Below are 23,384 nucleotides of genomic sequence, written 5' to 3' on the forward strand. Positions count from 1 at the left end.
TGACTTTTTTGGCGAGAAACTATTGATGAAATCATTTAAAAGCAAATCGTTATCTGCACTTTCCATTCTATCATTCAGTGTATTAATGAGTGGTTGTGCGACTCAATCACCTCACCCTATCGCGCTCGATATTAATCAAGACATGGTGTTGGTTGAAGGCGGTTCATTTATCATGGGATCAAACATCGACTCCGCCAAGAAGGCAGAAACTCCGGAACGCGAAGTCACCGTAAACGGCTTCTACATCTCCAAATTTGAAGTCACTCAAGCGTTGTTTGAATCGGTCATGGGCTCTTCGATGAGTTATTTCCAAGGCGCAGACATTCCGGTTAATAACTTGAGTTGGCAACAGGCGAACTACTTCGTCGAGAAGTTGAACGAACTTACTGGTGAGCGCTACCGCTTACCAACAGAAGCTGAATGGGAGTTTGCTGCAAAAGGCGGAAATAAGAGCCAAGGTTTTACTTACGCAGGCTCAAACAACATTGCTGATGTTGCTTGGTACGCCGACAACTCAAAGAACCAAGCGCACCCTGTGGGTCAAAAGCAACCTAACGAACTTGGTCTTTATGACATGACGGGTAACGTCGGTGAGTTCGTTATCGACGCTTACGACGACACCTTCTACCGCTTCGGTCCAACCGATAATCCAAATAACGCAAAAGATGAAAAAACAGGTTTGGCGCACAAGTCAGTTCGAGGCGGCAGTTTTGCCTATCACTCTGATGAATCAGAGAATTTCCGTCGAGACTTCGCCAGCCAGTCTATAATTATGTCGGACATGGGGCTTCGACTCGCCAAAGATTCGCAATAACCAGTTCTTATCCCGAACCAAAAATAAGAAGGATGAAATATGAAGTCAGTCTGGCTAGCAAGTGCCACACTTTTATGCTTGGTTACACCGGTTTCTTTTGCTGCAGAGCAATCTAAACCGACCCTTATTCTTCAAATCACCGTTGACGGATTGCGCGCAGATCTGCTCGAACGCTATAAACATAATTTTGGTGATGATGGATTTCGATATCTCATGGAACAAGGGGTCTACTATACCAATGCCAACTACCAGCATGGAAATACCGAAACGATTGTTGGACATGTATCCCTGGCAACAGGCGCCCCGCCAGCTGTACATGGTATGGTAGGAAATGTTTGGTATGACAGAGCAAAAGAACGCTTGGTTTATAACGTAGAAGATGAAAACTACACCATGTTGACCAGTGGTGCAGGGGTAGATAAATCGACCGAAATAGACCCAACACAAAAAACGGCACAAAAGGATGGGCGTTCACCTGCCCCCATTCTCACCACGACATTTAGTGATGAGCTGGCAATGGCCAGCAATGGTAAATCGAAAATCTTCTCAGTTTCAGTAAAAGATCGTGGTGCGATCTCTCTTGGTGGTCATTCCGGTAAGGCATTTTGGTTCTCTAAAGCGACTTCAGAATTTGCCACAAGTGATTACTATTACGATAAATATCCAAACTGGGTGATGCGCTGGAACGAAAAAAAGATTCCGAATCAATACTCCGGACAGCGCTGGGAGCTATCACTTCCTCGTGAGCAATACACTTTGAAAGAGATTGGTGAAGACTATAAAGTTGATCTTGCTGGTTTCGCTCGAACTTTCCCCCACCCGTATGGTCCGTCGAGCTTTAAGTACTATTCGACCATGTTAACACTCAGCCCGGCAGGCGACGAAATCACTGCAGACTTCGCTCAAACCTTACTTAAACAAGAACAGCTAGGCAAAGGCAAATTCACCGATTATCTCGCAGTGAGCTTCTCTTCAAATGACTATGTTATCCACATGTACGGCTCAAATAGCTTAGAAACCGAAGACAACTTGATTCGTTTGGACAAAACGTTAGCCAATTTATTTAAGTCTGTCGATCAGGAGGTTGGTTTAGAGAACACTCTGATTGTGCTTTCGGCAGACCATGGTGTTCCAGAAGCCTCTCCCGTAGCCAACAAACTTGGTTTACGACAAGCAAAATACTTCGATGTAAATACACTGCTATCCCAAGGCTTAGAACAAAGACTAAAAACCGAGTTTGGTTTGGATAAAGAAGTAATTCGCCTCTACGCTCAGCCTTATATCTATCTCAACCATGAACTCATCGCAGAGAAAAAGATCGACCTCGATGCCGTACAATCGGTAATTGCTGATGAAGTGTCAAAAGTAGAAGGGGTAGCTTATGCGGTAACAAGTGCTGATGTTCAACATAACCGCATTCAAAACACTCGTGTAATGAAATTGGTTGAAAACAACTATCACCCTCAGCGTTCCGGGGATGTCTATGTGATCTTTGGGCCTCGTTCATATATCAATGATATGGATGGGCTTACCATAGCTTCAACTCATGGCTCACCATGGCGTTACGACACGCATGTGCCTGTACTCTTTGCTGGGTTTGATATTAAAGCGAAGAAAACCGCTCGCCCTATTACTCCATACGACATCGCTCCTACACTATCCAACAAGCTCGGTATCACCCAACCAAGCGGAGCAACCGGGGATGTACTAAGAGAAATCGTTCAGTCAACCCACTAAAATTCAGGCTATTAAAGCTCCCCAACACGGGGAGTTATTATTAGTTTTCTCAATTTGTCCTCGATTTTTCACGATTGCTTCACGGCTCTACGCTCAAAATGCCTCTCATCAACTCCAAGAGGTAATAATTAAATGAACAAATCAGCCCTAGCAGCAAGCATGAACAAACTGATTCTTGCGTCCATGCTTACCCTACTTTCAGGCTCAGCATTGGCCGCTTTTAATGGCCCAGAAACCGCTGCAATTAGCTCAGTGAAAGAAGCACAAAACGCGTCAGATGATAGTTTTGTTCTTTTGACAGGCAATATTGTGCAATCATTGGGTAACGAAACTTACCTGTTTAAAGATGATACTGGTGCAATCGAAGTTGAAATCGACAACGAAGACTGGAAGGGGCAAGAAGTCTCCCCACAAGATAAAGTCGTCATCCGTGGTGAAGTCGATTCAGAGTGGACAACATCACAAATCGATGCTGATACCGTTCAAAAACTGTAATAGAGATATCTATTAAACAAAAGCCACCACATATTTGGTGGCTTTTCTGTATGAGGTTAATGTACCGCTAAGCAAGAGCAGTTTGGAGGAAGAAACAAACGTATGCGCTTTGGTTGAACCTCAAAGCGGATCTTATTGGAACGATACGGTTCACCATCTAGATTCAACAGCAATGTTTTGGGGAAATTAAATTCCAACCAACTTGCCTGAGTATACTCCCGCTTTCTTACCGTCTTGAATAGTGCGTATTGTCTTCATACCGGCTCCCGTTTAATTAATCGCTTTACCTACTAGCTTGATTTGCGTTCTTAACCATTGATGAGCACTTTCATTGTGACGGCTAGAGTGCCAAATCGCGCAAAGATCATGAATTTTGTCACTGAAAGGAAGCGGCACCGCTTTAATATTATACGTTTTAGAGAAGTGCTTGATGGTGAAAAATGGTAGCATGGCGATATAGTCACTATCGTGTATCACAGGTAACATTTCCATCGCCCCGGACGCTCGATAAACGATGTTACGTTTCGCTAGATCTTCGATATCTTCTTCACTCATCAGGCTCTTACGTGCATGCCAACGCGAGACTACCACATGCTCTTCTGCCAAGAATTGCTCGACAGAACAGGTGTCATGAATGCGAGGATGGTCCGCACTGCACACCACCATAAGACGCTCAGAAAACACTGGTTCCACTTTCAATACCGTTCGTCCTCGCGGTGCCATATCAATGATCAAGTCGTACCTTTGCAAACGCAGATCACTTTCATAATCTTCGGTAAATAAGGGGTGTACTTCCAACCCAATATTTGGTGCTATCTTGCGGATTCGACGCAGAAGTTGAGGCATAAACTCATAGCTCGCCAGCGAGACGCAAGCAATCGAAAAAATACGATTAGACACTTTAGGATCGAAGCTACTAGAAGCGGATAAAGTAGACGTGAAGTTTTTCAGTGCTGCGACCATCGCCGGATAGATATCTATGGCAAAACTGGTTGGCTCTACGCCCGATGTGCTGCGGTGAAACAGTGGTTCGTCATAGATATCACGCAAACGAGCAAGTGCTTTGCTCACAGCTGGCTGGCTAATATCAAGACGAGCAGCCGCCTTAGATAGGTTCTGCTCTTCGTAAATCGCCACAAAAATCGGGATGAGGTTTAAGTCGGTGCTCTTCATTTTGTTCACATAAAACAGGAGATGAGACTATTTTAGCTAACAGTTTGATCTTTAACGACTCAGAACATCGGATTTGAGCGTCAATGCATGTTTTCGTGAGAATTGACCTTATACTGACGAGAAGTGTGTCAAAACAACTCAGGATTTTCCTAAGTAAGGGGTTAAAAATGCGCTCACCTCTTCAACACACAAGCCGACTTCCACCTCAACACCTCCTTCTTGGAGGATATCGATACCACGACCAGCGTTACGAGGATCTGGATCCAGCATCGCTACGACCACTTTTTTAATTCCGTAAGTGACCAAGGTTTTAGCACAAGCTGGCGTACGACCAACAAATGAGCACGGCTCCAATGTCACATACGCCGTCACTTCACTCATATCACCAACATAAGCATTTAGTGCTTCGACTTCTGCATGGTTACCGCCAATGGCTTGCGTATGCCCTTCTGATACGATTTGACCATCTTTGACAAGTACGCAGCCGACGGGTGGATTTGGTTGACAAGCAGGAAGCGCATTACGTGATACTTCCAACGCACGCAGCATAAATTTTTCATTCATTGGCTAGGATTCTCAATTAAAAAAATTTTGATAGTCGATTCTAGCGCTAGCATGCTTGCGCTTCCATACAAAGATTGACAAATGACTTCACGTTGTAAAATGCAGAGAGCTGAGCTGATTCTTCTTACTAGTGTTTATCTAGCCTGTGTTGACTTCCTACTTCGCTGCTCATCCAATTGCGGTAGCGTTTTGGGTATCCCCCACTTGAAGCGTTTAGACTTAAATGCTTGTATCGCTCTCCACAATGCGTTCATCAAGCTTGCGTCCTCCTGCCCCTCTTGCAATCGCTGAGAACGCTTCTGCCAAACGTCAGAGCTACTTGCTTTACTCATTTCGAGCTTGCCTGTGTTACTCCTCAACTGCTTATACAAGCTTGCTCGAGCTGCGCTCCATCGTTTCGCTTTCACCATTTTTCTGAACACCAACCATGGCGGCGAAGGACGAGAACGATAATAACGGTGAATGCTCAAGGCGGCGATAACGAGAACCAATAGCGTCACTGCGCTGCCAATCAACCAGCCAGAATAAGCTCTAACAAACGATTGAAATGTATGCTTGGCTTTGAAGCTCTTACCCTCAATTACCACCGTTTCCAGCTGTTTATTCTTGCTATTCCACCATTGGAACTTGTGTTCAGGCAAGGTGAACTCACCGCCCTGTTGGATAACGTACGCGCTTTCTTCAATGCGACTCGATTGGTAATCGCCACGTGTTTGCTTATCATCTAAGCGGTTTGGTTGAGGGTATGCTTGATAACTGGCGGTTGAATCATTGGATAACAAGTCTGGAAGTAGCACAGATAAGCTGTCTTGTGCATTGATCGTAATGGTGCGAGTGATCGCATCTCCGACTTTCAGTTCATCGTTAGACGTTGTCCATTTCTGATCCACACTCACTTTCGTCGCGGTAAACCATGCAGACTCATCACTGAGCAAGCCAGAAGGTATAGACGCTCCGAACTTAATTGGCGGTGTATAAAGCGTACCAGCCACTTTCGAACCATCCGGCGCAGAAACTTGCACACCTACAGCGACAGGTGGAATCACGAATTGCCCTGATACTTGCGGATACAAGGTAACTTCCCAGCGCTGCCGAGACCACGTTTGCCCCCCTTTGCGCTCAGTATAGTTGGTCGCTAATTGGTTACGCTGCTTCGCAATCACGTTGGGGACTTCTACGCTGCCAATGCGTGTACCACCTGTGAACCAGCGAGGCGTTGCGACTTCGATGTACAACATCACCTGTTCATTCACGCTGAACTTAGGCGCTTCTTTCGTATCTGCATCTACACCCTGCTTGCCAACCCACGCTAACAGCTCAACGTTATTGCTGCGCTGCAAGTCTTGAATATCTTGTGCGTTCACCAAACCAGTAAAAAACAAAGCGAACATCATCAATATAGTGCTCAGACGCCCAATCATAGAGTCAGCGCCAAGTTTGAATACATTCATCATTGTGCTTGCTCCTCTTCTTGTTGTAGTTGCGGTTGTGGCTTCGGCTCCGTTTTCACAGGCTCACGCAGTTGAATTTGGAATTTAGCGCGCAAGAAGTACTTAGGATCGGCCTCTACGCGTTTTAACCACTTATCGGCCAGTTCTTGACTGCCGAGGATTTCATTCGCATTGAGCTTCTCTTTCAGCATTAATTCAGCGGCGGTTTTTTCGTCCGCTCCATCTGCCGTTTGCGGGTTGTCACCCAGTTCAAACGACTCTTCGGGTCCATCTGTTGTCCCTGCTTGACTTTCACTGGTGCGGTTAATCTCTTCAACAATGCTGCCGATGACTTTTAGGTTATGTTCAACGTCTGGTCGCAATTGCTCGCTCAAGGTGTCTTTGTCTGCCAGTGTTTGCAACAAATTACGCGCCGCCAGGTATTCACGTTGACGCGCCAACGCACTCGCAGCGTTGTACAAGCCATAGTCTTTTACCGCATCTGATGGATCGTTTTGCATCTCCAAGAAAGCCGTATGAGCCAGTTTGTATTCGCCTGCGTAGTAATAAGCCGTCCCTTTTCGCAACGGCTCCGTAAAGTGCTTTGCTGCCTCAAGGTATTCGTTTTTGTTGAACAGGCGCTGACCTTGCTGATTTGGCGTGAGCCACAGATCCCACCACCATTGAGACGCTTTATCCCAAACCGTGACCTCTTGCACCACTTCAGACTTATCCGCTTTGAGCGAGACGGTTTCCGCCATTGCTTTTGGCGTCATAAACAAAGACGTTGACACCATCGCGACAACACACCATTGCACTAGCCACCCTTTGCGGAACCAAAGCATCATGATGAGAGCAATTGGGAACAACAGTTGATAGCCCATGTCTTTCCAAGGCATTGATGATTCGCCATTGAGTTGCATGTTTCGCTCAACAAAGCGATTCAGCTTCTCTATGTCACTATTGTCTACCGTCACTTCAACAAGGCGTCCTCCTGTCGCATTGGCAAGATTGTTCAACGAATCCAAATTGACAGGGTTATCAGAAACAATGCTCGAGTTACCCGCGGCCAAGATCAATAATTGATACGGCTTGTCTGCAAAGTAGTGTTTGTAAGCGATGATGGTTGCAGGATTAACCCCATCCGTGACCAACAGAACCGTAGAGCCCGGTTGACCTTGTAATTGTTGGTCAATCAAAGGCAGCGCCGTTTCAGCAAGTTTACCTTCAACCGGCATGATTTCTGGTGTTATCGCCGCAAGAAACGGTTCGAATACTTTACTGTCTTGCGTCACAGGCATCGCTACATGTGCAGAGCCCGCATAGACAACCAACCCAGTGCTGCCGCCTTTTCTTGCTGCCAAGAGGTCGCGGATCTTTTGCTTAGAGCGTTCCAAACGGCTTGGCGGAAGGTCTTTTTGCAACATCGAATCGTTGTTATCCAACACCACCAGCATGGAGGCTTTATCCTCGCCAAATGGAGAAGCTTGGCGCTCCCACGAAGGTCCTGCACAGATGATGATGGCAATCGCCACTATCACCATAAGTAGCTTGAGCGGCAGTTGCTTTCGCCAACCATAGTCGCCAATCGTAAGGGCTTTACGTAAGTGCTCTGGAAGAATGTCTTTCCAGCTTGGTTTGGATTCTTCTCGCCATCTTAACCAAAGCAAAAGAAACATTGGGATGAACGCCAATAGCCACATTGGACGAATGAAATGGAACTGTGTGAAAAACTGTTCAAGACCCATACTAGAGAAAGGAGAATCAAACATGGCGCTCTCCTTTTCCGTTTTCTGCTTGTGTAGAAGCTTCACTGGTTACTGATAGTCGACGACGCTTAAATGTCGCCAACGTGAACGCGGTTAAGTACATCGCAACGACCAAAGCCATTAAATAATGATGCAAGCTTTGCTTCGGACGGTACGTGGTGCTTTCATAAAGCTGTGGCTCCAACTTACCAATCTCATCATAGGCTTGAGCAAGTTCGTCACGGTTCAACGCTTCAAACGCCGACCCACCGGACTCTTTCGCAATGCGTTTTATAGTACCCATATCGAGTGCGGTTTCACCCACCGTTTGTGGATCACCCATGGCAATCACGTGGATACGTACATCTTTAGCTTTCGCGACTTTCGCAGCATCAATCGGCTCCACGAAACTTCCCGTGTCATTGCCATCCGTTAGCACAATGGCGACTTTCTCTTTGCTCTCTTCTACGTCGGTACGTGACTGTTCGCTTTGCTCAAACACTTTAATCGCCAAACCAATTGCATCACCTAAGTGAGTGCTTTGCCCAGCCATCGCCACATCCGTCTGGTTAAGGAGCGCTAACCACACTTTTTGATCGGGCGTGAATGGGGTTTGCACAAATGCCGCATCGCCAAACAAAATCAGACCTAAACGGTCGCCTTTGCGCGTTTTAGCAAAGTCGCTCAACACTTCTTTGGCTGCATCAAGGCGAGTGATCTTTTCTCCGGTTTTGGAAGTAAAATCTTGCTCTGCCATTGAGCCAGACAAATCGACCACAACCATGACATCACGTCCTAAGCTTTCACGCACCTGTGGCTCGCCAAGTACTGTCGGCTTTGCCATTGCGGTCACGACCAAAAGCCAAGAAATAATCAGCGTCGCGCGCTGCCACCAGTTCGGAGTCAGTTGGCTTGCACCTTCTGATGGCGTTTCACCGATGGCATCCACGAGCTGACTAAAGAAAGGCACTTTGATGGCCATTTGCTTAGTGCGGTAAGCAGGTACGACGAAATACACCACTAAAGGCAGCGGCAAGATGATGAACCACAGCGGATGTTCAAACTCAAAACGGCTCATGCCAAGCCATGAAGCAAGAAGATCACCCATGGCGACCTCCTTTTAACGCGCGCGCTTTGTAGGCAAGCGTGCGCTTCTCAATGTTGTGAGCGTTCTCGTCGTGCTCTTTCACCCACTTAGTGGCGCGCTCAATCAGTTGTAAACGCTCTTTTTTTTCCAGTTCAACACTTGGGTCAACGATGCTTTGCAGCCATCGTTTGGAGACTTCGTCATCAAACATTTTATGCTTGGGATTAAGCGCATCTAACTTGCGCAGAAACGCCGTATCAAACAAGCGAGCAGTACGGCTATCGAGATGAATCAATACCATTTTCAAAATCGAGAACAGTGCTTTGGGCATACTCGCGTCATCTGGATTCAAGCGAGAAATGGCTTCAATAGCTTCTTTACGGTAGCGGTTATCCCACCAATGGTGCACCAGTCGATAGCCCAGATACATAAGTACAATCGCACCAATGACGGCAAGGATCTTCCAACCAATGGTTTGTGGTACCCAACTTACGCTTTCTGGCACCGCGACGTCATGCAGCTCACGCAGAATATACGTGCTTGGAGGCGTGTGTAAGTCTGTCATTTATCGACCTCCAACGAGTTTTTGGAATTGGGTAATGTGGTCACCTGATGTATCGATTTCGATGTGAGGGAGCTTTTTGATTGCCATTAACTGAGCCAGTGATTGACGTTTTAACTGCGCTTTCTCAACCAAGCTAGCACTGGCTGCATCGACTTTGGCTTTACTGTCTAAGTTGAGCTGGTAACGGCCGTCACCAATCACCCATTTCACTTTCGCTAAATCTTGAGGAAGCGACTGCTCTAACGGATCGCTCACCATCACCGCAAGCAGATCGTTGTGTTGTTGAAGTTGCTTGAGATGATCAAGGTGGTGTTCTTCACAATCGCGCCAATCACTGATGAAAATCAGCGTGGATTGTTTTAGCTTCATGCGTTTGATGAGTTCAATCCATTTACTGAACGTTACTTTGTCTGAATCCAACGAGTCCGCATTCAAGCGCTGGTTGGCTTGAGAGAGTCGTTTCAGTTGAGCGAGTAGATCGTTTTGCGAACGCTGGGCTTTGCTGTGGTATAGAGCAGCGTCAGATGCGATAACAAATCCAACCCGGTCACCGTCTTTCAATACTCGCCAGCCGCACATAGCCGCGACTTCCGCAGCGACTACGGATTTCATGACCTCGGTAGAGGCGAAAAACATCGCACTGCGCTGATCAACACATACAATCACATTGCGGTCTTTCTCTTCGGTGTAACTGCGCACATGAGGCTTGCCTGTGCGCATGGTGACTTTCCAATCTAGGTTTCGAATGTCGTCCCCTAGTTGGTAATGACGTAGTTCTTCAAAGTTCAAGCCACGCCCACGAAATAATGAGTTATGACGACCAGAAAGTACACTGCCCGCTTTTAGATGAGGCAGTAAACTGAAGGATTCGGCTTGCGCTTGTAAACGTACTAAGCGGGAGTAATCGCAATACAAGCGAGGGTCGAGCCCTTGGGATTTAGGAGCAAGCGTTGGCTTTGCCATCGTCCCTCCTATTTATCCGATTTCTACACAATCAAGCAGCTCTTGCACCACACGTTGGTGATCGACACCATCAGCAAGTGCATCGTAAGAAAGTGAGAAGCGATGTCCCAGCACCGATGGCACCATTGCACGCACATCATCAGGCGTTACATAGTCACGCCCTTGTAACCACGCATAAGCACGAGCACATTTGTCTAACGAAATTGATGCTCGAGGACTTGAGCCAATTTCAATCCATTTTTGCAGCTGAGAATCTGCGTAACGCTCTGGTTTACGTGTCGCCATGACAAGTGCCACGATGTAGCTCTCTACCAAATCAGAGACTATGATGTTCGGTAACTGACGTCGAGCTTCAATCACAAGCTCTGGCTCAATGTGTTTTGGCGTGACCAATTCGCTGCTGGTTTCTGAACCCAACTCTTCGCTACGAACAAGACGAATGATGTCACGTTCCGCTTCATCTTCTGGATAGTCGACGGTCACTTTCATAATAAAGCGGTCCATCTGCGCTTCTGGCAGTGGGTAAGTACCCTCTTGTTCAACTGGGTTTTGCGTTGCAAGCACCATGAACAACTCAGGCAATACATGCGTCTTATCACCTACCGTAATCGTACCTTCTGCCATGGCTTCTAGCAGTGCGGCTTGTACTTTTGCTGGAGCACGGTTCACCTCATCCGCCAATACAATGCTGTTGAAGATTGGACCCGGTTGGAAGTGAAGCTGTGGCTTACCATCTAACTCTTGGTACACTTCGGTGCCCGTTACGTCTGAAGGTAATAAGTCGGGAGTAAACTGAATACGACCAAAGCTGGTGTTAAGTAGGTTGGCAAGCGACTTCACTGAGCGGGTTTTCGCCGTACCCGGTAAGCCTTCTAGCAAAACATGACCATTGGTCAACAGGCCTACAACTAACGCCTGAACCACATGACTTTGACCGATAACACTCTGTTCTGTTTGTCTAATGAGCTCATTGATTGCCTGCTGTGCATGGTTCATAAGGTTTCCTCAAAGGTTCAATCTATTGCTTTATACATCCTACCCATAAACACCATAACTATTGGTTATAGACTTCATGCCTAGGCATAGCGACAAGTATTAACGTCTGATCTGAGTTCTTAATTGTTGAATCACTTCATCTGGCGCCACTTGCTTTAACTGCTCAACGCACTGTTCAAACGCGAATGCGATTGATCCTTGCTGGTAGTTACGCGCCAACACCTCACACTCGGCGTATAAATGCTGCGGATTTCCACCCACGGTATACGCCATGTTTAGAGCCTTGCTAGCGGCAAGAGTATCGGTCTTCTCTAACGCCAGGCCATAAACATACCAATACTGCGGATTGCGCTCTGCCGTTTCGGCCGCTTTTTTCAGGTATTGATTCGCTTTAACGTTATTACCCACCCGAAGCCAAGCTAACCCCGCACTATATGGCAAAGCACTGGATTTCGGTTGCGCTTCAATACCAACCATCAACGTTTCCAACGCTTTAATGTCATTGCCTTGCACACGATATAAATCCGCCAAGTTAGCGTAGCTGTTCTCGAAATAAGGCTCAATCTCTATTGCCTTTTGGTAAGAGGTTATTGCTTTGTCCGTTTCGCCTAAGTCTCGATACACGTTGGCGATATTGGTTCGCCCAAAGCCTCGATCCGCATTGAAACGCTGGATTTCCATATAGTCTTCCAACGGCTTTTTAATCTTGTCACGTTGCAGCGGATTCATTTCCGAGTAGTGGCGAACCAAAGCACCCGCAGTTTCGGCGCGAACGGATAACACTGGGTCATTTAGTAATGGTTCAAGAATTTGCCAACGGTCACTGAAGTCATAGCCAGAAGATCCTGCGATTGAGCCCAGACGAATCATGTCGCTCTCATGCTTTCCTGCGCGAGCTAGTGATACCAAGGTGTTTTGTCCAGTATTGCCGCCCATGCGCTCTAACGCAGAGGCACGAACAATGTCACTTAGCGATGCGTCTTGACCAGTATACGCCAAGGCATCAGACGCGCCGCGGTGACCAATGGCATCGGCATAAAACGCGACAGCAAAGTGTTGTTGATTACGGTATTTCGAATTCGGGAACCATTCGCTTATCTTCTTATCTGCCCATTGGTTAGCTTCATCTTCATGGCAAGACGTGCAGACGTTTGGCGTATTAATGTGCTGACTCAAATCTGGACGCGGCACGTGCCAACTGTGGTCACGACGTGGGTCAACTTGCATGTAAGTCGTTTCTGGCATATGACAAGTGGTGCACTTGGATGCCTCGGTATTTGCCTCATGGAAAGTGTGATTCTCTGGCATGTAGTCAGACGCAATATGGCACTGCGCGCAAACGGCTTCTTCAGAAATTTTTAACTCTGCGGTATGAGGGTCATGACAGTTGGTACAAGTTACACCTTTTTCTGCCATGTCAGACTGCAAAAATGAACCGTAAACGTAGTCTTCATCGTAAATCTGACCATCATGATAATAGAGTTCTGGAGTGATTAAGCTGAGGCGGTATTTATCTAGGAAAGAGCCTTTAACGTGGTCTGCACTTTCATTTAATTGTGTACGACGACTATGGCACTGCGCACAAGTCTGAACTTGATGAGTCATCGCAATTTCTTTTGGCTGGAGCGTGCTGTGCCCTTCTTGGTAGATCCACTCTTTTACTGCCATGCCAATATCTCGGTCAAAACCATAATGGTTCGTTGCGGCGAAGGCATTCCCAGATTTTTCCGCTTGTTTGGCAAGCTCTGCGTGTTCACTGGCCGGGCCATGGCACGCTTCGCAACCGACATTGATTTCAGACCAAGTCGTCGAATACGTATTCGCTTTGGCGTCGTAGTTCTTTTCTAGATTGGTTGAGTGGCAATCGGCACACATGAAGTTCCAGTTTTGACCGGTATTGGTCCAGTAGAATTCGTCGGTTGGCGTGGTGTCTGGATAAAGGTGGAACCAGCGTTGACCGCCTTGTTCTTTGGCTCTGGAATCCCATGCAAAAGGAATGAGTTGGAGTCGTCCATCTTCAAACTCAACCATATATTGTTGAAGCGGCTCCCACGCAAAGGTGTAGCTGATTTTGTAGTCATGCCATTCACTATCTGGGCCCTGGATATTGACCCAATACTCGTCCCCTTTTCGGTAAAAACGGTTTGGCTTTCCTTTGAATGTAAACGTGTAATCGTTAAAGTCACCCAATACAGACTCTACATCAGCATGTCTCATCGCCATATCATGATGAGATCCTTGCCATGCTTCGGTTTCTTTTTGGTGACAATCTACGCAAGCTTCACTGCCTACGTAAGTCAGCATTGATGATTCGGTTGATTGCGGCGTTTCCTGCGCAAACAGAGAAAAACTGACGAGCGCTGCAAGACCAATTAAGGTTTGCTGCCAACTTGCCCAGTGAGTCATAACTGTCCTTGTGTGATTCTTTTTATTCTCTGTTCAAAGATAGAAGTCTTTTTTCTTTTTAGACAAGCAATTACATGAGTTTTAAGAAAAACTGAAACGAGGCGCAAAAAAGAGGCTCCGAAGAGCCCCACGTTTAGTTGCAATCAATTCAATTCCAGTTACTTATTTGGATTCTCTTGTAGTTTTTCCATTACTTGCTCAAGAGAAAAACTCGCGGCTTTCTGTCTTGGTGGGAACTCTTTAAATGTTTCCAAAAACTGACCAACATAAGCCTGTGCAGGAACCAGCATGTAAGCACGGTCTAACATCCAGTCATAGTAGGTATTTGATGTAATATCTGCCACTTCATACGGGTCCATACGCAAATTGAAAATTTTTGGTAAGCGAAGTTCAGTAAAAGGTTCGGCCCAAATGCGTAACGTCCCTTCAGCACGCTGCTCCATAAAAACAATTTTCCAATTGTTATAACGTAACGCCGTCAAGTCACCATCATCGGAAAAGTAGAATATCTCTTCACGAGGGCCTTTCTCTTCCTTACCTGTGAGATATGGCAAGAAGTTGTAACCATCTAGGTGCACTTTGTAATCTGTACCATTAACTGATTCGCCTTTAAACAGTTTCTCTTTTACTTTGTCGTCGCCCGCTGCCGCTAGCAGCGTTGGTAACCAGTCCATATGGTGCATGATTTCATTGGAGACTGAACCCGCCGCAATCTTACCTGGCCAACGAACCATCGCAGGCACTCGGTAAGCGCCTTCCCAATTGGTGTTCTTTTCACCACGGAATGGCGTCAACCCTGCATCTGGCCAAGTGTTCATGTGAGGACCATTATCCGTCGAATAAAAGACAATCGTATTATCTTCTACGCCTAGCTCATCGACTTTCTTCAACAATTGACCAACTTGGTTATCGTGTTCAACCATTGCATCTGCGTAGTAACTGATGCCCGTCTTGCCTAAGTTTTCTTCTTTCACGTGTGTACGAAAATGCATTCGCGTTGCATTCCACCAGACAAAAAATGGTTTATCTGCTTTCACCGCACGCTCCATAAAGTCCAGTGCCGCATCTAACGTTTCTTCATCGACCGTTTCCATACGCTTACGTGTCAGCGGACCCGTATCTTCGATCTTGCCATCAGCATAAGATTTAATAACACCTCGTGGGCCAAATTTCTTGCGGAATTCCGGATCCTTAGGGTAATCCACATTCTCAGGTTCTTCCTCGGCATTCAAGTGATAAAGGTTGCCAAAAAATTCGTCGAAACCGTGGTTGGTTGGAAGGTGTTCATCCTTGTCACCCAAGTGATTTTTCCCGAACTGCCCTGTCATATAACCCAAAGGCTTCAAAAGTTCAGCAATCGTTACGTCTTCGGCTTGCAAACCAAGATCGGCACCGGGAAGGCCAACCTTACTCAAACCCGTTCTCAAGACCGACTGACCCGTAATAAACGTTGAACGCCCTGCCGTACAAGATTGTTCCCCATAGTAATCGGTAAACATCATACCTTCTTTCGCAATGCTATCTATATTTGGGGTCTTATACCCCATTAGGCCGAAGGTATAAGCGCTTAAGTTGGATTGGCCAATGTCATCCCCCCAGATGACCAGAATATTCGGTTTTTCTGCTGCGACAGTAGTACTTGTCGCGCCAACTAAAGCAGCGGCAAGAATCGCTAGACGGCGTTTCACGCCATAATTCGCTGTCATATAAACCTCTGTCTGTATTAAAAAGTGCTTCCTGCACAAAAACGTATAGCTCACAAAACAGTTTAATGCGAATCAATATGCATAAATAAATCACGCAAAAAACTAATGCCTTGCATCCACAAAGCAGTGATGAATTAACGTGGCCTGAGTCTCCCTTCAGTTTTTCTTTCATTGATAAAAACTTAATGAAAATCCATACAAAACAATAAATTAAGTCGCCACATAACTTATGGTTATAAACACTATAAAGCGACATTCTTCAGGTACATCATTAACTTAATAACCAACGAAGCGTAGGCGGTCTCTTTGCTTCTCTTCCAACTTTCAACCAATTTGGAGTTTTTATGGCTAACCAAATGAGTAAGCTGGCTGTCGGTCTCGGCGTACTGGCAACCTCTAGCGCAGTGACGGCGGCAGACAAACCAAACATTTTAGCAATTTTTGGTGATGACGTTGGGTACTGGAATATTAGTGCATACAACCAAGGTATGATGGGTTACGAAACCCCGAACATCGACCGTATCGCAAACGAGGGGGCATTATTTACTGACCATTACGGCCAGCAATCATGTACAGCCGGTCGGTCAGCATTCATTTTAGGCCAAGAGCCATTTCGAACTGGTCTACTCACTGTCGGCCTACCGGGGTCAACACATGGCATTCCTGATTGGGCACCAACTCTCGCTGATCTACTACGTGAACAAGGTTACATGACTGGTCAGTTTGGTAAAAACCACCTTGGTGATCAAGACCAACATCTACCTACTGAGCATGGCTTTGATGAGTTCTTTGGCAATCTTTATCACTTAAACGCTGAAGAAGAACCAGAGACTTACTACTACCCTAAAGACCCTGAATTCCGTAAAAACTACGGTCCACGTGGCGTCATCAAGTCTTATGCTGATGGCAAGATCGAAGATACGGGTCCAATGACTCGTAAGCGCATGGAAACGGCGGATGAAGAATTTCTCGAATCCACACTGAACTTCATGGAGCGCGCAGTCGCAGCTGATAAGCCGTTCTTTATCTGGCACAACTCAACGCGTATGCACGTCTGGACTCGCTTACAAGAGAAATGGCAAGGCGCATCGGGGATCAGCATCTATGCTGACGGAATGTTAGAGCACGATGAACATGTCGGAATACTTCTCGACAAGCTTGATGAACTAAAAATCGCTGATAACACCATCGTTATCTACACAACCGACAATGGTGCGGAAACCGTATCATGGCCAGATGGTGGGGCGACACCATTCCACGGCGAGAAAGGTACAACTTGGGAGGGTGGCTTCCGTGTACCTCAGTTAGTAAAATGGCCTGGCGTTATTGAGCCGAACACTCGCATCAATGACATGATGGCACACCAAGACTGGCTACCAACGCTATTGGCAGCCGCTGGTGAACCGAACATCAAAGAAAAACTCGCGTCGGACAAAGGTTACCACGCTAACGGAAAAGATTGGCGCGTGCACATTGATGGGCACAATTTCCTACCTTACTTCGAAGGTAAGACAGAAAATGGTCCACGCGAAGAACTCATGTACTTTACAGCCAATGGTGAGTTGAACGCGATTCGCTGGAACGATTGGAAGCTACACTTCGCTACATTTGAAGGCAACATCACCGATGCCGTTCGCTTCGAACCAAACTGGCCTCAAATCATCCATTTACGAGCTGACCCATTCGAGAAAGCGCCACACGAATCAGGCATGTATCTGCGTTGGATGGCCGACAATATGTGGTTGTTCGTACCTGTTCAGGATGTTCTGGCCAACTTTTTCAGCACCATTCATCAGTACCCAATGCAAGAAGGTCTTCAGATAAACCCAGCGGGCATAAACTACCAGTCACTTGGTCTCCAAGGAAAGATGCAACAGCTCAATCAACTTCAACAAGAAGTGAATAAAATGAAATAGTTTCTTTTTCAGCTACCGAAAAAGCCCACCAGCCAGCCTTGGTGGGTTTCCTTTATCTGTTCGCCACCCGGCCGTGTTGACCTTTGTTTGGTATTTGTCGACTTATTTTGCTTTAATTAAAGTAAATTCAATTTACTTAAAATAACCCTATGATTTTGTAATTAATTTTCTTTGTATGTATGGCCTCTATATTTGCGGGTTGCGCTGCATACGCAGGACTAAACTACGTTTCACCGTTTGGCCCCGAATACGTACGTGAATGCGCACTTGCCACCGACTGAGCAAGGTACGATTGTGGACAAGACTCATATGCCGCTTACGCTTGATGTGACACGTATCACCAACTGGAAGAAATGGTTTATCGAAGCCGATTATCAAGTTGAAAACCTACCAAACTATGAACCTGAAGTCGCCGCGAGCCCAATGACAGCGTTTATTGATTTCTCAGATCAACATGCTAATGGTACGCAGTAAGTCAGGTAAGGATGAGCTGTTTACCCTGCTGCACAATAACGCTCATACCAATATCTCGAGCTTATTCAATGAAGAGAGCAATCGCGACTTTGCTAAAGATGGCATCACCATTGTTCGAGGCGTGGTTGGAAGTTATCCCGTCGCATTGTTTTCGATAGAAGTAACACAGTAAAAGATTTTGTCACTCAGTTTACTACCTTTAGGACAGAGTCCGATTACGTTAAGTTGTTGGATAGTTTTGCAATTCGTCGAAGCTCTGAAATGTTTTGGCCATTTAGCGAGCGCGTCCACGATTGGTATCGTAAAAAACAACCGATCGAATTTGGTTTACTTGACTATAATCGTTTTGAGAATCGATGATGATTGAAGGGGGTTCTCATGAGTATCCGAGACAACATTGCCGCTCTTGAGCAACAAATTTATGTCGCTTGCTCAGAGGGAGACTACGATACAGTCAATATGCTTGAACACCAACTCGAATACTTACGTGGCAGGGTTGAGCATCCTTTAGATGATGATCCTTATGCGCTAGACACTCGGTTCGAGTGGGAAGACGATACGACCCGATAGAAAAAACCTCCGGCTTAATTCGGAGGTTTTTGTTTAATTAAATGAGAGTATACCCAAGTAACCTCAAGATGTTTGATTCAGGGGGAATGGCTTGGATATCGAGTCAAAATGCTTACACATTCATCAGATTATCAAGGGCTTTCACCGAGTCACTCACTTGCTCTTTGAGCGTAAGTTGATTCTGCGAGTAAATATCTAATGGCTCCGGTGCAATCTCAATATTTTGACAAGTATCCATCAAAGCAGGTAATCCCAAACTCCCGGCACTGCCTTTTAGCTTATGCGCTAGGCTCTTAATCTCGCGACTATCCCCTCGCTTTGCGTTTGCTTCCATCTGCTCTAGTACCTCAGCACTGGTTTGTCTGAATAAGTTAATGATATACAGCATTTTTTCTCTGCCTAGAATCTTCATGTCAGATTGAATCACACTCGGGTTGATGATAACCATTACTGGCTCCTCTGCTCTCTCTCCCTTCTCGACCAACGTTTCACTAGTTTGACTCGTGGTCATTGTTTCTTCTTGCAGTACACGCTGTTCATTTTGTGGCAACAAAAGTTGCTTTCCGTCTAACATGTCTAGGATTATCGCGGCTAGTGCTTCTTTTTCCATTGGCTTGGGTAGATAACCATCAAAACCGGCAGCTAAATAGCTTTCAACTTCTTCAGCAAATACGTGTGCAGAGACCGCTATCATTGGGGTTGGCATCAATCCTTTATCTGCAGATTTTTTGAGTTCAATAGATTTTAAGCGATGAATCAAATCCACACCGTTACAGTCAGGCAGGTTAATGTCAACCAAGGCGATATCAAAATCTTGCCTGTCGATAATGTGTTCAGCTTGTCGACCGTCTTCGGCGATCACGACTTCATGTCCCATGCTTTCTAAGAAACCTTCCGCCACCAGTTGGTTTACCGGATTATCTTCGACAAGCAGTACTTTAACTTTTATTTTGCAGCGTGCACTCGCAATCGAAACGGTTTCCACAGGTTCGCTTTCCTCCAGCGGAATTGAGAACCAAAAGCGACTGCCATCGCCCTCATCAGAATCCACATCCAATTGTCCACCCATTGCTTCAATAATACGGCGACTGATCGCCAAGCCTAGGCCTGTCCCACCAGCTTGACTTAGCCCGCTTTCTGCTTGCGTAAAAGCATCAAACAGGCGTTTTTGATCATGCTTCGCAATGCCAATGCCCGTATCCGATACCTCAAACAGCACTTGCGATTCATCCTCTGGATTTAGGCTGACATAGATATCAATTTCACCTTCGTCGGTAAACTTAATTGCGTTACCAACCAGGTTATTAAGTACTTGACTGATTCGCGTCACATCACCTTTCCAGTAGCGCCCTACATCACTTTCAATGTGGTAAGAGAACAACAATGCTTTCTCTTGCGCTTTACCATTCATGAGCTGGAAGGTGTCTTCGGTCATTTGGTGCAAATCGAACCCCAAGTTACGAATTTCCAAATGACCGGCCTCAATTTTCGAGTAATCCAATACATCATTCAAAATCGCTAATAGGTTTTTACCACTACGATTTATGATTTCGGCATAGCGCTTCTGTGTTGAATTCAAACCAGAATCAATCAGTAAACGGGCTGTACCCAGAACCCCATTCATCGGTGTACGGATTTCATGGCTCATCGTTGCTAAAAACGCCGATTTAGCACGATTCGCTTGTTCCGCTTGTTTTCGTGCTTCCGCGTGGTTAAGGACCTCTTCATTGAGTCGACGGTTTGCTTGTTTTAACTGAGATGTGCGTCTTTCTATCTGCTCTTCTAGGTGTTCTTTGTGTTCTTCAAGATCACGCTTCGCTTGTGCTTCACCTTCGGCAACAACTTTTAACGCTTGTGCGGTGTTGCGCGCGGTAATAATGGCCTGCCCCATATGAGCCAGTTCATCTTTCCCTTTCACTTCAAGCTCCACAGCAAGGTTACCTTGAGCCACAGAAAGCAACGCTGCAGAGTATTCCCCCAAACGCTTCACCACCGACACGTAAACCACACGCCATAAGATCAAGACCACAACCACTAAACCTATAATGGAAATAAGAGTCAGTGACCATTGAGCAAACTTCAAGGTACTGGTGAGCTGTTCAACCGCAACATGTGTCGTCTTGTTTGAGTCATCAACGAGCTTGTTTACCGTACTATTTAATCCAGAAAACAGATTTAACGTCTCATGCATGAGTTCTTGTGACTGTTCATTGTTCTCTTGCTGTTGAAGCAAAATCGTAAAAACCACTTGGCGTTTGCCAAGCTCGGTCAATAACTGGCCCATCTGTTTTGAACGAGTTGGATCCTCTACTGCCAACACCCGACGTTTCATTATCCTAAGGTTATCTTCAAATGCGGTTTGGATTTGCTGGATACGCTCTACGTTGCTCAACGTGCGTGCTTCTTCAATTTGGTTGAGCATTTTAAACGCAAGGAGATGTAATTCATGGAGCCTTTCGATCAGATCGAGATCGACTTCCACTAACCCATCGAGCGCTTGATATACTTGATTTTTTTTATCCGTTTCCAATAGATCGTATATGTGTGTGACATTAGCGACCGCAATGGTGGCGGTATTCTGCACTTGAGTCCGCGTGAGTTGCTCTAGTTCTTCACTCAACAAACGCATCTCTTCGACACGTGTATCGATCTCTTTTGCTAACCATAGCTTCCGCTCAACCGTTACCCCCAACTCAGCTAAGTTGTTGATCACGTTCTGAACATTGTTTTCCAAAGTTTCAAGTAACTTAGAATCGAACGACTCTCCTCCTAGCGCTTTTATGTGGGCAAGCAGAGATTCCAATTGTTCAAACAGTATACGGCCCGCCTCTTTGCGCTCAAGTTCGTTCTGAGCGTTTAATAGCATCTGGACTGAGGAAATAATACGTGTACTTAGCTCGGAAACTTGCCTTGCTTCAATCATTGCCGGGATGGCTGAATCCACAACATTCCTTTCTGTTTTTGCTACCAGTGAAAAGCCTGATACACCGATAAGCACCGACAACATAACCAACATTGCCATGGCAATAAAAGACAACAACAGTTTTCGCCCGATGCTTGCGGTAGCTAGCAACATATTTTTCCTAACCTTAATATTCGTGTTCTGCGACATATTACGTTATATTTTGCAGTGTTTACTTAATCTATGCCAACGAACTTTATTCATGGTTATAAATCAGCGTTCATTTCGTACAATTTTCAAGCACTCTGTACTCACAATGTCACTTTTCGCTTCAGTGCCATCTTTTGCGGCAGAGAAAATCTGTGCCATTTACCCCCACCTTAAGGACTCCTATTGGCTATCAGTAAACTATGGAATGGTTTCCGAAGCGAAAAAACTCGGTGTTAATCTGCGCGTTCTTGAGGCTGGTGGTTATTTAAATAATGACCGCCAAAAGCAACAACTGGCTCTGTGTACTCAATGGGGAGCCAATGCCATCATTCTTGGTACGGTAGAGCCGCAAGCTTACGAGCACAACCTCAAGAACTGGGTGGGTAACACCCCGGTGTTTGCAACGGTAAATCAACTTGATCTCGATAAAGAGCAAAACGAATTGCTCAAAGGTGTCGTTGGGGTTGATTGGTACTGGATGGGATATGAAGCGGGGAAATTCTTAGCAGAGAAGCACCCTAAAGGATCTGGTAAAACCAATATTGCTCTACTACTTGGCCCACGTACCAGTGGCGGAACAAAACCGGTCACTACGGGATTTTACGATGCCATCAAAGGTAGCGACATTCACATTGTTGACTCATTCTGGGCCGACAATGACAAGGAGTTACAGCGAAACCTTATTCAGCGTGTCATTGATTTGGATAATATTGACTATATCGTAGGTAACGCTGTTGCTATTGAAGCGGCTATCAGTGAATTGCGCAGTGTTGGTAAAACGAAAGAAATCGGCTTGGTTTCTATTTATCTCAGTCATGGCGTTTACCGAGGCTTACTTCGCCACAAGGTATTGTTCGCCCCAACCGACAAAATGGTTCAACAAGGCCGTTTATCTGTGAGACAAGCCGTTCACTATTTACGTCAACTACCATACGAAAAGCACGCGTCTCCAGGCATTAAACCACTGACACCTAGCACGCTTCATGATGGCACAATTCAAGAATCGTTATCTCCATCAAAATATAGACCGACATTCAGTGTTAAGGCTGTTGATTGATCAATAAAAAACGTATTTTATTGGATGATTGCTACTTTAAAATCATAAAAACGGAAATCACTTGATGCAAAAAACAACCCGTACCATGCCAGCGCACAAACATGTGGCATTGGTTGCCCACGATAACTGTAAACCCGAACTACTTCGTTGGGTTAAAGAGAACAAAGAAAAGCTACAAAGCCATTTCTTATACGCGACAGGTACAACAGGTCACATGCTAAGCAAAGAAACGGGCTTAGCCATTAAGAGTTTGATAAGCGGCCCAATGGGCGGCGATCAACAACTTGGCGCCCTGATTTCTGAAGGCGATATCGATGTTTTGGTGTTTTTCTGGGATCCTCTTAACGCCGTTCCACATGACCCCGATGTAAAAGCACTGCTTCGCATCGCCAGTGTTTGGAACATTCCAGTCGCGACTAACCGCGCAAGTGCAAAATTTCTTTTCGCCTCTCCGCTGATTGATCAAGAAGTCGATATTGAAGTACCTGACTATCAAGCTTACTTAGCCGAGCGCACTTGATCTTGGTGTGTAAAGCATAGAAAACAAAGGCGATACCCTGTATCGCCTTTG

General features: G+C 45.8%; 19 protein-coding genes and 2 pseudogenes. 9 read left to right on the forward strand and 12 right to left on the reverse strand.

What is annotated here, in order from left to right:
• The first annotated feature begins 25 nt into the window (after window positions 1–25).
• The 3 genes from AK965_RS01265 to AK965_RS01275 all read left to right on the forward strand — a co-directional run bounded on the left by AK965_RS01265 (window position 26) and on the right by AK965_RS01275 (window position 3,046).
• Window positions 26–814, forward strand: coding sequence for an SUMF1/EgtB/PvdO family nonheme iron enzyme (locus AK965_RS01265; protein ID WP_099077893.1), 789 nt, complete (start codon window positions 26–28; stop codon window positions 812–814).
• Between the two features lie 39 nt (window positions 815–853).
• Entirely contained in the window at window positions 854–2,551 is a 1,698-nt protein-coding gene (locus AK965_RS01270; protein ID WP_099077894.1) for an alkaline phosphatase family protein, read from the forward strand.
• A gap of 159 nt (window positions 2,552–2,710) precedes the next feature.
• Window positions 2,711–3,046, forward strand: coding sequence for a YgiW/YdeI family stress tolerance OB fold protein (locus tag AK965_RS01275; protein ID WP_099077929.1), 336 nt, complete (start codon window positions 2,711–2,713; stop codon window positions 3,044–3,046).
• Window positions 3,047–3,102: 56 nt separating this feature from the next.
• Here AK965_RS01275 and AK965_RS20585 read toward each other — a convergent pair.
• The 11 genes and pseudogenes from AK965_RS20585 to AK965_RS01330 all read right to left on the reverse strand — a co-directional run.
• Window positions 3,103–3,264, reverse strand: a pseudogene (locus tag AK965_RS20585) (lipid kinase YegS); the annotation flags it as partial.
• Window positions 3,265–3,316: 52 nt separating this feature from the next.
• Window positions 3,317–4,219 (reverse strand): LysR family transcriptional regulator, encoded by a 903-nt coding sequence (locus tag AK965_RS01285; RefSeq protein ID WP_099077895.1) that lies wholly within the window; start codon window positions 4,217–4,219, stop codon window positions 3,317–3,319.
• A 138-nt stretch (window positions 4,220–4,357) separates the two neighbouring features.
• Complete coding sequence (locus tag AK965_RS01290; protein WP_099077896.1) at window positions 4,358–4,783, reverse strand: bifunctional diaminohydroxyphosphoribosylaminopyrimidine deaminase/5-amino-6-(5-phosphoribosylamino)uracil reductase RibD; 426 nt, start codon at window positions 4,781–4,783, stop codon at window positions 4,358–4,360.
• A gap of 134 nt (window positions 4,784–4,917) precedes the next feature.
• Window positions 4,918–6,237, reverse strand: coding sequence for a BatD family protein (locus AK965_RS01295; protein ID WP_099077897.1), 1,320 nt, complete (start codon window positions 6,235–6,237; stop codon window positions 4,918–4,920).
• The gene (locus AK965_RS01300) at window positions 6,234–7,985 is read right to left on the reverse strand and encodes a VWA domain-containing protein (RefSeq protein ID WP_099077898.1); all 1,752 of its coding nucleotides are present in this window, start codon (window positions 7,983–7,985) and stop codon (window positions 6,234–6,236) included. The genes AK965_RS01295 and AK965_RS01300 overlap by 4 nt, the downstream gene beginning before the upstream one ends.
• Window positions 7,978–9,069, reverse strand: coding sequence for a VWA domain-containing protein (locus AK965_RS01305; RefSeq protein WP_099077899.1), 1,092 nt, complete (start codon window positions 9,067–9,069; stop codon window positions 7,978–7,980). Before AK965_RS01305 ends, AK965_RS01300 begins: the two co-directional genes overlap by 8 nt.
• Complete coding sequence (locus AK965_RS01310) at window positions 9,062–9,613, reverse strand: DUF4381 domain-containing protein (RefSeq protein ID WP_099077900.1); 552 nt, start codon at window positions 9,611–9,613, stop codon at window positions 9,062–9,064. Before AK965_RS01310 ends, AK965_RS01305 begins: the two co-directional genes overlap by 8 nt.
• Entirely contained in the window at window positions 9,614–10,576 is a 963-nt protein-coding gene (locus AK965_RS01315) for a DUF58 domain-containing protein (protein WP_099077901.1), read from the reverse strand. It lies immediately after the preceding gene.
• Between the two features lie 12 nt (window positions 10,577–10,588).
• A complete protein-coding gene (locus tag AK965_RS01320; protein ID WP_099077902.1) occupies window positions 10,589–11,572 on the reverse strand; it encodes a MoxR family ATPase in 984 nt (327 codons plus the stop codon).
• 99 nt (window positions 11,573–11,671) lie between these two features.
• A complete protein-coding gene (locus tag AK965_RS01325) occupies window positions 11,672–13,978 on the reverse strand; it encodes a multiheme c-type cytochrome (protein WP_099077903.1) in 2,307 nt (768 codons plus the stop codon).
• 158 nt (window positions 13,979–14,136) lie between these two features.
• Window positions 14,137–15,684, reverse strand: coding sequence for an arylsulfatase (locus tag AK965_RS01330; protein ID WP_099077904.1), 1,548 nt, complete (start codon window positions 15,682–15,684; stop codon window positions 14,137–14,139).
• 344 nt (window positions 15,685–16,028) lie between these two features.
• On the opposite strand from AK965_RS01330, the gene AK965_RS01335 reads away from it, so the two are divergent.
• The 4 genes and pseudogenes from AK965_RS01335 to AK965_RS01350 all read left to right on the forward strand — a co-directional run bounded on the left by AK965_RS01335 (window position 16,029) and on the right by AK965_RS01350 (window position 18,644).
• Window positions 16,029–17,600, forward strand: coding sequence for an arylsulfatase (locus AK965_RS01335; protein ID WP_099077905.1), 1,572 nt, complete (start codon window positions 16,029–16,031; stop codon window positions 17,598–17,600).
• A gap of 309 nt (window positions 17,601–17,909) precedes the next feature.
• Window positions 17,910–18,074, forward strand: a complete 165-nt coding sequence (locus AK965_RS01340; RefSeq protein ID WP_253252643.1) for a fatty acid cis/trans isomerase — start codon at window positions 17,910–17,912, stop codon at window positions 18,072–18,074.
• A pseudogene (locus AK965_RS01345) lies at window positions 18,046–18,434 on the forward strand (fatty acid cis/trans isomerase); the annotation flags it as partial. The gene AK965_RS01340 and the pseudogene AK965_RS01345, both read left to right, overlap by 29 nt.
• A gap of 18 nt (window positions 18,435–18,452) precedes the next feature.
• On the forward strand, window positions 18,453–18,644 hold the full coding sequence (locus tag AK965_RS01350) for a hypothetical protein (RefSeq protein WP_099077907.1): 192 nt from the start codon (window positions 18,453–18,455) through the stop codon (window positions 18,642–18,644).
• A gap of 112 nt (window positions 18,645–18,756) precedes the next feature.
• Here AK965_RS01350 and torS read toward each other — a convergent pair whose 3' ends face one another.
• Window positions 18,757–21,720: a TMAO reductase system sensor histidine kinase/response regulator TorS gene (torS, locus tag AK965_RS01355; protein WP_099077908.1), complete on the reverse strand. Its 2,964-nt coding sequence runs from the start codon at window positions 21,718–21,720 to the stop codon at window positions 18,757–18,759.
• A gap of 49 nt (window positions 21,721–21,769) precedes the next feature.
• On the opposite strand from torS, the gene torT reads away from it, so the two are divergent.
• On the forward strand, window positions 21,770–22,813 hold the full coding sequence (gene torT, locus AK965_RS01360; protein ID WP_259343741.1) for a TMAO reductase system periplasmic protein TorT: 1,044 nt from the start codon (window positions 21,770–21,772) through the stop codon (window positions 22,811–22,813).
• Window positions 22,814–22,877: 64 nt separating this feature from the next.
• The gene (locus AK965_RS01365) at window positions 22,878–23,333 is read left to right on the forward strand and encodes a methylglyoxal synthase (protein ID WP_099077910.1); all 456 of its coding nucleotides are present in this window, start codon (window positions 22,878–22,880) and stop codon (window positions 23,331–23,333) included.
• Window positions 23,334–23,384 lie beyond the last annotated feature (51 nt).

The organism is Vibrio sp. PID17_43 (assembly GCF_002608565.1).
Classification (GTDB): Bacteria; Pseudomonadota; Gammaproteobacteria; order Enterobacterales; family Vibrionaceae; genus Vibrio.